General features: G+C 65.6%; 15 protein-coding genes. 14 read left to right on the plus strand and 1 reads right to left on the minus strand.

The features are described 5' to 3' along the window. Positions 1–11 precede the first annotated feature (11 nt). The 14 genes from EPO50_RS02555 to EPO50_RS02620 all read left to right on the plus strand — a co-directional run bounded on the left by EPO50_RS02555 (position 12) and on the right by EPO50_RS02620 (position 14,146). Positions 12–866, plus strand: coding sequence for a branched-chain amino acid ABC transporter permease (locus EPO50_RS02555; RefSeq protein ID WP_296341079.1), 855 nt, complete (start codon positions 12–14; stop codon positions 864–866). After that, complete coding sequence (locus tag EPO50_RS02560) at positions 863–2,617, plus strand: branched-chain amino acid ABC transporter ATP-binding protein/permease (protein ID WP_296341080.1); 1,755 nt, start codon at positions 863–865, stop codon at positions 2,615–2,617. Before EPO50_RS02555 ends, EPO50_RS02560 begins: the two co-directional genes overlap by 4 nt. After that, on the plus strand, positions 2,607–3,314 hold the full coding sequence (locus tag EPO50_RS02565) for an ABC transporter ATP-binding protein (RefSeq protein ID WP_296341081.1): 708 nt from the start codon (positions 2,607–2,609) through the stop codon (positions 3,312–3,314). The genes EPO50_RS02560 and EPO50_RS02565 overlap by 11 nt, the downstream gene beginning before the upstream one ends. 7 nt (positions 3,315–3,321) lie before the next feature. Continuing rightward, positions 3,322–4,107 carry an FCD domain-containing protein gene (locus EPO50_RS02570; RefSeq protein WP_296341082.1) on the plus strand — a complete coding sequence of 262 codons (786 nt, stop codon included), beginning with the start codon at positions 3,322–3,324 and terminating at the stop codon, positions 4,105–4,107. 10 nt (positions 4,108–4,117) lie between these two features. Then, a complete protein-coding gene (locus tag EPO50_RS02575) occupies positions 4,118–5,359 on the plus strand; it encodes a VOC family protein (RefSeq protein WP_296341083.1) in 1,242 nt (413 codons plus the stop codon). 78 nt (positions 5,360–5,437) lie between these two features. After that, a complete protein-coding gene (locus tag EPO50_RS02580; protein WP_296341084.1) occupies positions 5,438–6,397 on the plus strand; it encodes a tripartite tricarboxylate transporter substrate binding protein in 960 nt (319 codons plus the stop codon). Between the two features lie 36 nt (positions 6,398–6,433). Next, entirely contained in the window at positions 6,434–8,767 is a 2,334-nt protein-coding gene (locus EPO50_RS02585) for a xanthine dehydrogenase family protein molybdopterin-binding subunit (RefSeq protein ID WP_296341085.1), read from the plus strand. Positions 8,768–8,781: 14 nt separating this feature from the next. Further along, entirely contained in the window at positions 8,782–9,636 is an 855-nt protein-coding gene (locus tag EPO50_RS02590; RefSeq protein WP_296341086.1) for a hypothetical protein, read from the plus strand. Positions 9,637–9,654: 18 nt separating this feature from the next. Continuing rightward, on the plus strand, positions 9,655–10,524 hold the full coding sequence (locus EPO50_RS02595) for a fumarylacetoacetate hydrolase family protein (protein ID WP_296341087.1): 870 nt from the start codon (positions 9,655–9,657) through the stop codon (positions 10,522–10,524). 2 nt (positions 10,525–10,526) lie between these two features. Then, positions 10,527–11,324 carry a hypothetical protein gene (locus EPO50_RS02600; protein WP_296341088.1) on the plus strand — a complete coding sequence of 266 codons (798 nt, stop codon included), beginning with the start codon at positions 10,527–10,529 and terminating at the stop codon, positions 11,322–11,324. A gap of 26 nt (positions 11,325–11,350) precedes the next feature. Then, complete coding sequence (locus EPO50_RS02605; protein WP_296341089.1) at positions 11,351–12,298, plus strand: hypothetical protein; 948 nt, start codon at positions 11,351–11,353, stop codon at positions 12,296–12,298. Between the two features lie 16 nt (positions 12,299–12,314). Further along, positions 12,315–12,662 (plus strand): carboxymuconolactone decarboxylase family protein, encoded by a 348-nt coding sequence (locus EPO50_RS02610; RefSeq protein ID WP_296341090.1) that lies wholly within the window; start codon positions 12,315–12,317, stop codon positions 12,660–12,662. Next, the gene (locus EPO50_RS02615; protein WP_296341091.1) at positions 12,659–13,588 is read left to right on the plus strand and encodes a fumarylacetoacetate hydrolase family protein; all 930 of its coding nucleotides are present in this window, start codon (positions 12,659–12,661) and stop codon (positions 13,586–13,588) included. The genes EPO50_RS02610 and EPO50_RS02615 overlap by 4 nt, the downstream gene beginning before the upstream one ends. Positions 13,589–13,729: 141 nt before the next feature. Then, positions 13,730–14,146 (plus strand): Rid family hydrolase, encoded by a 417-nt coding sequence (locus EPO50_RS02620; protein WP_296341092.1) that lies wholly within the window; start codon positions 13,730–13,732, stop codon positions 14,144–14,146. A gap of 189 nt (positions 14,147–14,335) precedes the next feature. Here EPO50_RS02620 and EPO50_RS02625 read toward each other — a convergent pair whose 3' ends face one another. Then, entirely contained in the window at positions 14,336–14,782 is a 447-nt protein-coding gene (locus EPO50_RS02625; protein WP_296341093.1) for an Hsp20 family protein, read from the minus strand. Positions 14,783–15,055: the final 273 nt, after the last annotated feature.

Here is a 15,055-nt window from a genome sequence, read left to right on the forward strand (position 1 = left end):
GGCGTCCGCACATGATGCCGAGCGGGACGCTGCTGGGGCAGGCGTTGATATCGGGTGTGCTGGCGGGCGGGATGTACGGGTTGCTGGCGCTGGGGCTCAGCCTCAGCTGGGGCCTACTGCGGCTGGTCAATCTCAGCCACTTCGCACTGGCTTTCCTCGCCGCCTATCTGACCTACGAGATGGGCACGACCTACCACATCGAGCCGTGGTGGTCGGTGCTGGTGATCGTGCCGGCGATGTTCGCCATCGGCCTCGTGCAGCACTGGCTGTTCGACCGCTTCAAGGTGAACGAGCTGGCCTCGCTGCTGATCACCTTCAGCTTCGCGGTCATGCTCGAAGTTGGCATCCAGCTCTACTGGACGGCCGACTACCGCCGCTTCGAGACTCACTACTCGACCTGGTCGATCAAAGCCGGGCCTTTCTACATCCCGGTGCTGGAGCTGATCCTCTGCCTCGTGGCGGGCGTGCTGGCCTGGGGGACGTGGCTGTGGCTGCGCAAGACCTATGTCGGCAAGGCCCTGCGGGCCAGCGCCGAGGATGCCGACATCGCGGCGGCCTATGGCGTCGACCACAAGAAGCTCGCCTATCTTCTCTCCGGTCTCGGCGCCGCCTATGCCGGCGTCGCGGGCACCTTCATCGCTCTGATCGCGACCTTGGCGCCGGCGCAGATCTGGGCGTGGCTGGGCGTGGTCTTCGCCGTCGTCATCATCGGGCGGCTCGGCAATCCGTTGGGCGCGCTGTTCGCCGGCATGCTGATCGGCGCCAGCGAGTCCGTCGCCATGGCGGTGCTCAGTCCGGCCTGGGCGCCGGTCGTGTCCTTCTCGGTGCTGATCGCCATCCTGCTCTGGGATCCGGAGTGGTCATGAGCGTCGCGAAGAACGTTCCCAAGATCGCCGCCGTCCTCGGCATCGTCGCCTTCGCGATCCTGCCGACGGCGGGCCTGCCGGCCTTCTACGACTCCTTCTTCTATCTCGTCTTCTTCTGGGTCTCGCTGGCGACGAGCTGGGCGCTGCTCTCGGGCTTCGCGGGCTATTTCAGCCTGGGCCACGCCGCCTTCTTCGGCGTCGGCATGTACACGACGGCCACTTTGACGACGCAGGCCAACGTGCCGTTCCTCGCAACCATTCCGGCGGCCGGTGCGCTGGCCGCCCTGCTGGGTGTCGGCATCGGCGCGGTCGTGTTCCGCATGAAGCGGCTGCGCGGCGAGCTGTTCGCATTGCTGACGCTCGCCGTCACTTTCGTTGTTGCCACCATTATCCTCAACACGCCGATCGACGGCGGCGCCGGCGTGTTCATGAGCGCGGTGCCGATGCCGAACATCATGCCGACGCAGACCGGCACGATCTACGTGCTGGGCTTCCTGATGTGCATCGCAACCCTGGGCACCGCCTGGTGGGTCACCCGTTCGCGGCTGGGCATGGGCCTGTTCGCCATCCACGACGACGAGGATGTGGCCGAAGCCAAGGGCGTGCCGACCTTCCGCTACAAGCTGATCGCCTTCGCACTGTCTGCCGGCATCGCGGGCGCGGTCGGCGGCATCCATGCGATGTATGTCGGATTCCTCACCGTGGCCGGCACCTTCGAACTCACCGTGCCGCTCTATGTCGTGCTGATGAGCGTGCTCGGCGGCTCGCGCCACTGGTTCGGCCCGGCGGTCGGCGCCACGGTGATCACGGCGCTGCTCTATGCCTTCATCAGCGGCGGCGAGGCGATGGTTGGCCGCGCCGTCGTGGCGCTGGTGCTGATCCTCGCCATACTGTGGCTGCCCGATGGCGTCGTGCCGGCGGTGAAGGCGTGGCTGAAGCGCCGCCATCGGCCGGTCGCGGAGGAAAGGCATCGCGCCGAGGTGATCCCGGTCGTGCCGGAAGCGGCCAAGCCGATCGGCACGCGCCATATCCTGGAGGTGAGGGGCGCCGCCAAGCGTTTCGGCGGCCTGCAGGCACTGGGCGGCGTCGATCTCGACGTGCGCGAAGGCGAGATCCTGGGGCTGGTCGGTCCTAACGGCTCGGGCAAGACGACGCTGATCAACGTCATCTCGGGCTTCTATCCGCTGAGCGGCGGCACCATTGCCGTCGACGGCGTGCAGATCGGCAACCTGCCGGCGCACGAGATCGCCCGCCGCGGCGTGGCGCGCACCTACCAGATCCCGCGGCCCTTCGTGAACATGAGCGTGCTCGACAACGTGGCGATGGCCGCGACCTTCGGCGGGCCGCTGCGCAGCCAGGCCGAAATCCGCGACGAGGCGCTGCACTGGATCGGCTTTACCGGCCTCGCCGGCAAGGAAGAGGCGTTGCCGGCCGAGCTGAACCTGCACGAGCGCAAGTTCCTCGAACTGGCGCGGGCGCTGGCGGCACGGCCGAAGCTGCTGCTGCTCGACGAGGTGCTGTCCGGCCTCAACCCGGCCGAGGTCGACAATGCCATCCGGCTGGTGCGGGCCATCCGGGCGCAGGGCGCGACCATCGTCTTCGTCGAGCATCTGATGCGCGCCATGGTCGAGCTGTCGGACCGCGTGGCCGTGCTGAACGAGGGCAAGCTCTTTGCGCTGGGTGCGCCACGCGAGATCATGCGCGATCCGCGTGTGGTCAGCATCTATCTCGGTAAAGCCTATGCTGCTTGAAGCGCGCCACCTCCATATCGGCTACGGCGACGCGCCCGCGGTGTGGGACGTCTCGTTTGACGTCGATGCCGGCGAGATCGTCTCGGTGATCGGCCCCAACGGTGCCGGCAAGACGACCTTGATCAACGCCATTGCGGGCCTGCTGCGCTGCCGCCAGGGCGAGCTGCGCTTCGACGGCGCCGACATGACCAAGGTGCGCGCCCACGATTATTGCGGCCACGGCATCGCGCTGGTGCCGGAAGGCCGGCGGCTGTTCACCAAGATGACGGTCGAAGAGAACCTCGAACTGGGCTGCTACCTGCCGTCGGCACGGGCGGCGCGGGCGTCGTCACTGGAGCGCGTCTACGGCCTGTTCCCGATCCTGCGCGACAAGCGCCAGCAGCCGGCCGGCGAACTCTCGGGCGGCCAGCAGCAGATGGTGGCGATTGGCCGGGCGCTGATGGCCCGGCCACGCATCGTGCTGTTCGACGAGCCGTCGCTGGGCCTCGCACCAACCATCGTCGACGACATGTTCGACATCATCTCGCGGGTGCGAGACGACGGGGCGGCGGTGCTGCTGGTGGAACAGAATGTGCTCAAGGCGCTCAGCATCGCCGACCGGGCCTATGTGCTGGAGCAGGGACGCATTGTCGCCACCGGCCTGCCGGACGAGCTATTGAAGCAGCCGCATATCCGCGAAGCCTATCTGGGCGTTTGAGGTGACCATGGCCAAGATCCTTCCTGCGGCTCCTTTCGAGGGCGCCAACGAGAACCAGCCGGAGGCGACGACCGCGCCGCAGGATGTCAGTCGCGAAAGCGCCGCGACCTTCGAGGTGTTGAGCAAGATGCGCGAGGACATCCTCTGCTGCGTGCTGAAGCCCGACCAGAAGCTGCGCTTCGGCGAGCTGCGCCAGCGCTACGGCACCTCGGTCGGCACCCTGCGCGAGGCGCTGTCACATCTCGTCTCCGAAGGGCTGGCGCGCACCGAGGCAGGCCGCGGCTTCCAGGTGGCGCCGATCTCGCTGGCCGACTTCCTCGATCTCTCCGAACTGCGCGTCTATCTCGAAACCAAGACCCTGGCCGATGCCATCCGCCACGGCACCGACGCCTGGGAAGCGGAGATCGTCAGCTCGTACTTTCTGCTGAGCAAGCTCGCGCCGCCCAAGACCGACGACCTGCCGCAGGTGAAGCAGGAATGGGCCAAGCGGCACAAGCGCTACCACGATGCGCTGGTCGCGACCTGCCGCTCGCCGTGGTCGCTGCATTTCCGTAGCGAGCTGTTCGACCAGGCGCGCCGCTATCACTGGCTGACGATGATTCACAGCCGCATGCACCGCAAGAACGAGCACGAGCAGATCCGCGACGCCGTACTGGCGCGCGACGTCGATCTCGCCTGTTCGCTGCTGGAACAGCATATCCGCACCACCGTCGAGCAGGCGGTGTCCGACGTGCCGGGACTGATCCGCGGCAATGCGCGGCCGCTGAAGCTCGCCAAGCGCCGCAAGGTATGAGGAGAGGACCATGAGTGTCACGACTTCGACGACGGCAACCAACGGAACCTACGATGTCGGCGGCGTGCGCTATCCGCGGCCGTTCAAGATCCGCCGGCTGGGCCATTTCGGCTTCAACGTCGCGGACCTCGGCCAGGGCCTCGACTTCTATTCGCGGCTCTTGGGCTTTCGCATCACCGACACGCGCGACTTCTCCAAGGTCCCCGGCCGCGAGGAGTTGGCCAAGCGGATGCAGGACCCGCGCATCGTCTTCATGAGCCACAATTCCGACCATCATGCCTTCCTGCTGGCGCACAAGTCGCTGGGCGCGATCTTCGGCGACGATGCCGTCTCGCGCGACGTCACGGTGAACCAGATCACCTGGCAGGTCGGCACGATGGACGAGGTCTTTGCCGCGGCCGACTACTTCCGCGATCGCCAGGTCGAAATCCGCCGGGTCGGCCGCGACATGCCGGGCAGCAATTGGCACACCTATATTCGCGATCCCGACGGCCACACGGTCGAGCTCTACTACGGCATGGAGCAGATCGGCTGGGACGGCCGCTCCAAGCCCGAGTCGATGTACTACCGCGCCTTCCGCGAGACGCCCGAACTGCCGCAGATGTCGGAAGCGCAGGAAGTGCGTGAAGCCATCGCCAAGGGCATCGACATCGACGCCGGCAACGTCATCGACGACAAGACCGGCGAGGAATACATCGTCGCGGGCGTGAAGCTGCCACGGCCCTTCAAGGTGACGAACATCGGGCCCATGAGTTTGTTCGTGTCCGACGTCGGCGCGTCGGAGGCCTTCTATACCGAGACGATGGGCTTCGTTCGCACCGAGGCCGTGACCTACAAGGGCCATCGCTGCGTCTTCCTGCGCAACGGCAGCGAGCATCATTCGCTGTCGCTGTTCCCCAAGACGCTGCGCGGCGAACTGGGGCTCAACCCCGACACGAGCTGCGCCTCGATGGGCGTGGAGGTCGGCAGCTACCAGCAGCTCCGCGATGCCGTCGCCTTCTTGAAGAAGCACGGCGTGCCGTTCTCCGACGCGATACCGGCGGAACTCTATCCCGGCGTCGACTACGCCGCGCACGTCCTCGATCCGGCCGGCCACTGCCTGATGCTCTACTACTACATGGAACGCATCGGCTGGGACGGCAAACCCCGCCCGCCCGAACTGCGCCGCAAGGTCGGCAAGGACTGGCCCGCGGTGCTCGATCCGCTGTCCGACACCTATGCCGACCAGACGTTCATGGGTCCGCTGGGATGAGGAGAACCCGCGGAGGGTGAGTAGCGGCACATAAACAAAAAAAGCGCCTCACCCGGGAAAGAACCAAGGGAGGAAGGGATGAAACTGCAACGGCGTTCAGTACTGCTGGCAGCGCTTGCAACCCCCGCCATCGCGCGGGCGCAGGCGTGGCCGGCACAGACGATCCGGCTGATCCACGGCTACGACGCCGGCTCCAATCCCGACACCATTGCGCGGCATCTCAGCGGCCCGCTGACCGAGACGCTGGGCCAGCAGATCGTGATCGAGCCGCGGCCCGGCGCGGCCGAACGCCTTGCCGCCACCCAGGTCGCGCGCATGAAGCCCGACGGGTACTCGCTCTATCTGATGACGGGCGGGCAGGCGGTGGTGTCGGCGACCGATCGCACGCTCTCCTACGATCTCCTGCGCGATTTCGAGTTCATCTCGATCGTGACGCGCTTTCCCTTCGTCTTCACCGTGGCGCCGGACTCGCGCTTCAAGACGGTGCAGGCCTATGTCGACGAAGCCAAGCGGTCGCCCGGCACGCTGACTTACGGCACCTCAGGCGTCGGCTCGACCCTGCACATGGCCGTCGAGCTGGTGCTGGCCAAGACCGGCGCGAAGCTCACCCATGTTCCCTACAAGGGCGGGCTCGGCCAACCCTACAACGATCTGGTCGGCGGCCGGCTCGACATGCACGTCATCACCTTTTCGAACGCCCAGCCCTTCCTGAAGTCGGGCAAGCTTCGCGCCATCGCCGTCACCTCCAAGGAGCGCCATCCGGGCTTCCCCGATGTGCCGACGCTCGCGGAGACCCTGGTGCCGGATTACGACGTCGTCTCCTGGCTGGGCTTCACGTCGCCGGCCGGCCTGCCGCCCGCCGTGTGCAATCGATTGCACGAAGCCTTCAAGCAGGCGATGGCGCGGCCCGAGATCAAGAGCAAGCTGGAAGAGCTGGGCAACGACACGCGGGTTAGCACACCGGCTGAATTTCGCGCCCGCGTTGAAGCCGACATGGCGCGCTGGCGACCGCTCGCTCACGTCGTGAGCCAGTCGTAGAGTTAGGTCAAAGACGTTTCGGGGAGTGAGAAGCTCATGAGCAAGTACGGTATCGGCCAGCCGGTGTTGCGTTTCGAGGACCCGCGTCTGTTGCGCGGGCAGGGCCGCTACATCAACGACGTGAACCTGCCGGGCCAGGTCTATGCCGTGTTCGTCCGCTCCCCGCATGCCCACGCCAAGATCAACGGCATCGACACCGCCGCCGCCGCTGCCGCGCCTGGTGTGCTCGCGGTCTATACCGGCCACGATGTGGTCGCCGACGGGCTCGGCATGCCCAAGGCCAACATGCCGAGGAAGCGGCCCGACGGTAAGCCGATGTACGCGCCGCAACGGCCGGCGCTGGTCACGGATCGCGTGCGCTATGTCGGCGATCCGGTGGCGATGGTAGTGGCCAGCACGCTGGCCGAAGCCAAGGACGCGGCCGAACTGGTCGAGATCGACTACGAGGCGATCCCCTCGGTGACCCTGACCGAGGATACGGTGAAGCCCGGCGCGCCTGCGGTGTGGGATGACTGCCCCGACAACATTTCCAACTTCATCGAGCGCGGCAACAAGGCCGCGACCGAGGAGGCGATCAAGGGCGCTGCCCGGGTCATCAAGCGGCGCTACGTGATCACCCGCGTCCATGCCCAGTACATGGAGCCGCGCGGGACCCTGGGCGTCTACGACCAGGGCGAGGATCGCATGACGCTCTATGCGGACGTGCAGTACCCCCATCGCGTGCGCAACATGCTGGCGCAGAACGTGTTCAAGGTTCCCGAAAGCAAGATGCGCGTGATCGCCCAGGACGTGGGTGGCGGCTTCGGCACCAAGGGCTGGCAGTATGTCGAGCATCGGCTGACGCTCTGGGCGGCGCGCAAGCTGCTGCGTCCGGTGAAATGGACCTGCGAGCGCTCCGAGGCGGTGATGGCCGACGAGCATGGTCGCGACAATGTCGGGGAGATCGAGCTGGCGTTGGATAAGGACAACAAGTTCGTCGCGCTCCGGCTCAACATGCTGGCGAACATCGGCGCCTATGTCGGGTCTGATCGCAACCTGCTGTCGCCCTTCGGCATGATCGGCACGGTGCTGGGCGTCTACCTGATCCCCAAGGCCTATCTCAATGTGATCGGCGTGCTCTCCAACACCAACCCGACGGCGCCCTATCGCGGCGCAGGTCGCCCGGAGGCGATCTATCTCATCGAGCGGCTGATCGACGATGCGGCGCGCGAGCTGGGCGTCGACCGGGTCGAGCTGCGGCGCAAGAACATGCTGGCGGAATCGGCACTGCCCTATCAGAGCCCGGTCGGGCCATTCTACGACTGCGGCGAGTTCGAGAAGAACATGGACATGGCGCTGAAGCTCGCCGACGTGGCGGGCTATGCGGCGCGCGCCGAGGACTCGAAGAAGCGCGGCAAGCTGCGCGGGCTTGGCATCATCAACGCCATCGAGCAGGCCGCCGGCACGGCACAGCCGGAATATGCCGAGATCCGCTTCAACCCCAGCGGCACGGCGGCGCTGCTCATGGGCACGAAGAACCAGGGCCAGGGCCACGAGACCATGTTCAAGCAGATCCTGAACGAGCGGCTGGGCATCGACCCTGCCGACGTGCAGTTCATCGACGGCGACACCGATCGCGTGGCCTTCGGCATGGGCACCAACGGTTCGCGCTCGACCGTGCTGGGCGGCTCGGCGCTGTTCCTTGCTGCCGACAAGGTGATCGAGAAGGGCAAGCGGCTCGCGGGCCATCTGCTGGAAGCGGGCGAGCAGGACATCGAGTTCGCCGAGGGCACCTTCACCATCAAGGGCACCGACAAGTCGGTGCCGCTGAAACAGGTCGCGATGGCGGCGTTCAATCCGACCAAATGGCCCAAGAGCGGCTTCGAGGGCGGGCTCTACGAGAACGCGACCTTCCTCGGCGAGAAGGACACCTATCCCAACGGCTGTCACATCTGCGAGGTCGAGGTCGATCCCGAGACCGGCGAGGTCAAGCTCGACCGCTATGCCGTGGTCGACGATGTCGGCACGGTGATGAACCCGATCGGGCTCAAGGGCCAGATCCATGGCGGCGTGGCACAGGGCGTCGGCCAGATCCTGGGCGAGCAGGTGGTGTGGGACCGCGAGAGCGGCCAGCTCCTGACCGCGAGCTTCCTCGACTACACGATGCCGCGCGCCGACACGATGTGCAGCATGGAGGTCAAGTCCAACCCCGTGCCGACCAAGTACAATCCGCTGGGCGCCAAGGGCGCGGGCGAGGCGGGCACCGTGGGCGCCATGCCGGTGGTGATGAACGCCGTGCTCGACGCGCTGGCGCCGCTCGGCGTCAAGGACGTCCCCATGCCCGCCAACGCCCACAACGTCTGGCGCGCGATTCAGGCGGCAGGGAAGTAAGCGGGAGACAAGCCATGGGCCAGATCGTCGGCGCGGCCATCGTTTCGCATCATCCGGGGCTGGTGCAGCCCAAGGAGGTGCGCGTGCAGCGCGGCAACGGGCGCGACTCCGATCTCATCGAGGGCTTCGACCGGGTGCGGGCGAAGATCGATGCAGTGAAACCCGATACATTCGTGCTGTTCGACACGCACTGGATCACGACGTCGATGCATCTCGTGGCCGGCGCCCCGCACTACAAGGGCCGCTACACCTCCGACGAGCTGCCGTTCGCCATGTCGGGCTTCGCCTACGACTATCGCGGCGCGCCCGAGCTCGCGGCGCTGGTCGAGGAGGTGGCACTGGAGCGCCGGGTGGCGGCGCGCAATGCCAATGAGAAGTCACTGCCGCTGCACTATCCGACCATCAATGTCGTGCACTATCTCGGCCGCGGCGAGAAGGTCCTGAGCGTCGGTACCTGCCAGACCGCGAAGTTCCATCACTTCCTGCAGATGGGCGAAGTGGTGGCCGAAGCGATCCGCCGCTCCGACGCCCGCGTCGTGCTGCTGGCCTCGGGCGCGATGAGCCACAAATTCTACGACCTCGACCACATCCCGCCCAACCCGCGCATCTGGCATCCCGACAATGTCTCGGACCCGAAGAACCGCGCGCTCGACCAGGAAGTGCTGGGGCTGTGGAAGGAGGGGCGGCACGATACCGTCCTCGACCGCTTCCCCGAACTGGAAGCCGCGAAATACGAAGGCCACGGCGCGCACTATGCCCAGATGATGGGCGCGCTGGGCGGCAAGGCCTGCCGCGCCAGGGGCACGCAGCTCTCGGAGTACGAGAACGCGGCGGGCACTGGCAACGTCCACGTCTGGTTCGATCTTTAAGTGAGGGGAGTGAGTAGGATGAGCGTTCTCGAGGGGCCGCGCAAAGAAGTTCGTCACGTCATGAAGGACGGCAGCGCCTACTGGGTGGAATTCAAGGACGGCAAGATCGTCTTCGCCGACGGCCGCACCTGTGACGAGAAGGACGTGGTCCATCTGCCGCCGTGCAGCCCGACCAAGATCCTGTGCGTGCACGTGAACTACATTTCGCGCTACTACGAGTTCAACAACACGCGCGTGCCGCCCAAGACGCCGACTTATTTCCAGAAGCCGCTGACCGCGCTCAACGCCCACAAGGGCGAGCTGGTGAAGCCCCAGGGCTACACCTACGTGAACTACGAGGGCGAGATGGCCGTCGTGTTCGGCAAGGTCACCAAGAACGTGACGCGCGAAGAGGCGTGGGACTGCATCGCGGGCTTCGCCCCGGCCAATGATTTCGGCTGCCACGACTTCCGCGACACCGACGGCGGCTCGATGCTGCGCGTGAAGGGCATGGACGGGTTCTGTCCGATCGGGCCGGGCCTCGTTTCCGGCGTCGATGTGCGCCAGTCGACCTTGCGCAGCTACAAGAACGGCAAGATGGTGCAGGAGGGCTCGGTCAGCGAACAGATCTTCGACTGCGGCTACCTGATCGCCGATCTCGCGCGCCACATCACCTTCCTGCCGGGAGATATCCTGCTGACCGGCACGCCGGCCAATTCGCGGCCGCTGCAGGCAGGTGACACGATCGACATCGAAGTGACGGGCGTCGGCCGGCTCTCGAACACCGTCGTCGAGACGCCGGCGCCGCGCTCCGCCGATGGCTTCCCGCCCAGCCCCGACAGCGAAGGCGTGCGCAAGGTGGCGCTCGGCAACGAGGAGCGCCTGCCCGACAAGTTCAAGAGCAAGTAACCATGCGGCCGGCCGCGTTCCTCGGTGCGTTGCTGGGAATGATATTCCTGGCGCTGCCGGTGTACGCGGCCGAGACGCTGCTCACTCTGTCGCCGCGGCCGAACGTGAGCCTGCGCGTTCTGGTCGACAGGCCGGCGAGCCCCATCGGCAGCGTCGTGCTGATGGCGGGTGGAGACGGCGTGCTCGATATCGATTCCCAGGGTCGCATCGGCAGCGGGCTCAGCGGCAACCATCTGGTGCGCACGCGCAGCCTCTATGTGCGGGCGGGCTATGCCGTGTTCGTGCCCGACGTCGCCGCCGACCTCAAGGGCAAGGACAACTATCGCTTCGGCAGAGCCTATGCCCAGGACGTGGCGGCGGTGGTCGAGGCCGCGCGCGAGGTGGCGAGGCCCGTGGCGATCATTGGAACGAGCCGCGGCGCGCTGGCCGTGGCCAGCGTCTTCACGCGGCAGTCGGCGGTGTTGCCCGACGCGGCGGTGATCTCGTCCGGTGTCCTGATGGGCGAGGGCAAGGGCGGCAGCGCGAGCACGGTGGGCGACCTGAGACAGGTCCGCGTGCCGGTGCTGTTGCTGCGTCATCGGCTCGACGCTTGCCGTACCTCGGCACCGGCCGATGCCGACAAGTTCAAGGAGATGCTGATCGGCTCGCCGCGGGTCGATATCGTCACGCTCGAAGGCGGCGGTCCGCGCAGCAAGACGGCCGAGCCGTGCGGCGCCGCGCACTATCACGGCTTCTGGGGCATCGACGATCAGGCAGTGGCGGCCACTGTGAAGTGGCTCGCCGCCAACATGCGTCGCTAAAGATACGAAAAAATACGGAGGAAACGATGGTCGCGATCAAGGTTGCCGAATTTGCCTTTCCGCGCATGGAAGCGCCGGACCTGGACGAGATGGAGGAGTTCCTGACGCATTTCGGATTGGTGCGGGCGGAGCGCACGCCTGATGCGCTCTACATGCGCGGCACCGACGGCCATCATCACCTGCACGCCGTGCACAAGGGCGGCACGAAGTTCATCGGCTTCGCCTATCACGCGGAGAGCGAGGACGATCTCAAGCGCGTCGCCAAGCTGCCGGGCGCCTCGGGGATCGAGACCATCGACGAGCCGGGCGGCGGCAAGCGCGTGCGGCTCGTCGAACCGAACGGCTATCAGATCGAGATCATTCACGGCATGCAGGCGGTGCCGAAAGCTAGAACCGAACGCGATCACCAGAACTCGGGCAGCGAGCCGCACCGGCGCGCCGGCCGCTTGATGCGGCTCAGCAAGTCGCCGACGCCGATCCAGCGCATCGGGCACGGCGTGCTGGCGACGCCGCACGTTCAGGAAACGGCCGCATGGTTCCGCGAGACACTGGGCATGATCCGGTCCGACGATGTCTATGCCGGCCCGAAGGAAAACGTGATCGGCTCGTTCAACCGCCTCGACCGCGGCGACGACTATGTCGATCACCATGTCCTGTTCTGCGTGCACAACGAGAAGAGGGGGCTGAACCACGTCTCCTACGAGGCGCACGACATCGACGCGATCTTTCAGGACCATGAATATTTGAAGAAGGTCGGCAAGTACGACCACATGTGGGGCATAGGCCGCCATGTCCTGGGCAGCCAGGTCTACGACTACTGGTGTGATCCGTGGGGCCGCGTCCACGAGCGCTGGGCCGATACAGACCGGCTGAACGTTGCCAATGGCGGAAACCTGCTCAGCGCCGAGGAGGGCTTCCAGTCGCAATGGGGAGAGGAACCGCCGGAGCGTTTCCTGCATCATGCCAGCCCCTAGCAAGGAGGTATGATCGATGTCCAAGCCACCCGCTGCGACCGCCGCTGCCGCCAATCCACGCGACCAGCTCCGCGCCTTCGCGCCCAAGCTGATCGACCTGACCGACAACGTTCTGTTCGGCGACGTCTGGGAGCGGCCTGGTCTTTCCAAGCGCGACCGCAGCCTGATCACCTGCGCCGCCCTGGTGGCGCTCAACCGCACGGAGCAGCAGACCGGGCATTTCACCCGCGCCATCAACAACGGCGTGACGAAGGAAGAGCTGATCGAGTTGATTACGCACCTGGCATTTTATTCCGGCTGGCCAACGGCCATGTCGGCGGCAAACGTGGCCAAGAAGGTGCTTGAAGAGGGAGAGAAGAAGTGAAGCTTTGTTATTTCAACGAGTGGCGGCTGGGTGTCATCAAGGGTGACAGCGTCGTCGACGTCACCGACGCCGTGAAGGACATTCCGCATCTCGATTCGCGCGACCTGATCCTGGGCCTGATCGCCAAGTGGGATTCCTACAAGGCCAAGGTCGAGAAGGCCGCGGCCGAGGGCAAGGGCCAGCCGCTGAAGGGTGTGCGCCTGCGGCCGCCGGTGCCGAAGCCCGGCAACATCGTCTGCATGGCGGTGAACTACATGGAAGACGGCACCCTGCCAGAGAAGCCGCAGATCAACGCTTTCCACAAGGCGGCGACGGCGGTGATCGGCGACGGCGACACGATGCTGCTGCCCGATGCGCCGGCCAGCATCTTCGAGGGCGAGGCGGAACTCGCGCTGGTGATCGGCAAGCCGGCCACGCGCGTCTCGCAGGCCGACGCGATGAAGCACATCTTCGGCTATACCTGCTTCATCGACGGTTCGGCGCGCGGCCTGCCGCCGCCAGGCAACGTCTTCTTCCAGATGAAGTCACGTGACACCTTCGCGCCGATCGGCCCCTGCATCGTCACGGCCGACGAGATCGCCGATCCGCAGAACCTCGCCATCGAACTGAAGAACAACGGCGAGACCATGCAGAAGTTCAACACCAACGACATGGCGCACCAGATCCCGCGCTGCATCGAATGGGTGAGCTCGATCCACACGCTGGAGCCCGGCGACATCCTCGCCACCGGCACCAACCATCGCGGCCTGCATTCCTTCATGGATGGCGACAAGATCGAACTCACCGTCGAGAAGGTCGGCACGCTCCACATCAACGTGAAGGACGAGCTGAAGCGCACCTGGGCCCGCACGACCCGCCTCCAGCACAAGGAGAAGGGCGGCGAAGGCGCTCACACGCCGCAGCTCACCGGCAAGCACGCGAAGTAGGGAGCGCGCTGCTCTTCGCCTCCCCCGTCAACGGGGGAGGTGCCTCGTCATACGAGGCGGAGGGGTCATGACCCCTCCGTCGCCGCAGACGGCGCCACCTCCCCATTTGAATGGGGAGGAGAAGGGTGCGATCTACGCGCGATGACTCGATCTGTGCACGCACCCGCCGGCCTATTCGACAGCCTGCAATACGGCTTCGCCCAGGTCGCGGTGATTGCGACGCCGCAGGGGCGGGAGGCGCACGTCTCCGGCCAGGTTGCCTGGGATGCTGACGGCAACATCGTCGGCCGTGACGATATCGGCCGGCAGCTCGAGAAGAGCCTGGAGAATCTCGCGACGGCGCTGGCATCGGTCGGCGCGCATCTCGACCAGGTCGGCGCGCTGCGGCTCTACATCAAGCAAAGCCATATCGGCGAGGGCAAGGCGATCAGCGCCGCTCTCAAGACAGCGTTCGGTGACAATCCGCCCTGTACGACCTGGATCGGCGTGTCGAGCCTCGCGAGCGAGGACTTCCTCGTCGAGGTCGAGCCGTCGGTCGTGTTCCTGTCGAAGGGGTAATTCAAAGCCTCCCCCGTCAGCGGGGGAGGTGTCAGCGTCTGCGCTGACGGTGGGGTCATGACCCCTCCGCCTCGTAAGACGAGGCACCTCCCCATTTGAATGGGGAGGAGGATGACGGGGGCAAAAAGAAAGGACGCCACGGTTTCCCGTGGCGCCCCTTCGAGACAGTAGGCTGCTACCTACTTTGAGTTAGTGAGTGAGCGCGGCCTGGCCGGCGGTGACGGGGATCGCGCGGGGCTTCTTCTCCTCCGGGATCTCGCGCTGAAGCTCGATGGTCAGGAGACCGTTGGCGAGCTTGGCGCCCGTGACCTTCACATGGTCGGCGAGCTGGAAGCGGCGCTCGAAGTTGCGACCGGCGATGCCACGATAGAGATACTGCTTCTCATCCTGGCCGTTCGCGGGCGCGGTCTGGCCGGTGACCAGAAGCTCGTTCTCCTTCTGGGTCACGTTCAGCTCGGCCTCGGCAAAGCCCGCCACCGCCATCACGATGCGGTAGGCGTTATCGCCGGTCTTCTCGATATTGTACGGGGGATAGCCATTGGCATTTGCCTGGCCCGACACCGAATCGAGCAGGTCGAAGACCCGGTCGAAACCAACGGTGGCGCGATAAAACGGGGAATAGTCGAAAGTGCGCATTGTCATCCTCTCCTGGAGCGATGTGGTGATGTCCCAGCCCCGGATGGGCACTGGAACGCCCCTGATTTAGGTCCGGGAAAACGGGCTTCAAGAGGAGCAAAAATTTCCTTCGCGGGGTCTTGAACGGCAAGAATTGCTGCCTTTGCGCAGACCTTCGGTAATTCAAATCATGGTGGATGTGCGAGATATCGCCAGATCAAAGGCGGTATCAGCATGTCCAAGATCCTGCGCAAACCCGAAGCTGTTTTGTGGATCCTGTCGGTCTCCCAGGCC

It is taken from the genome of Reyranella sp. (genome assembly GCF_004297405.1).
In the GTDB taxonomy this organism is placed as follows: domain Bacteria; phylum Pseudomonadota; class Alphaproteobacteria; order Reyranellales; family Reyranellaceae; genus Reyranella.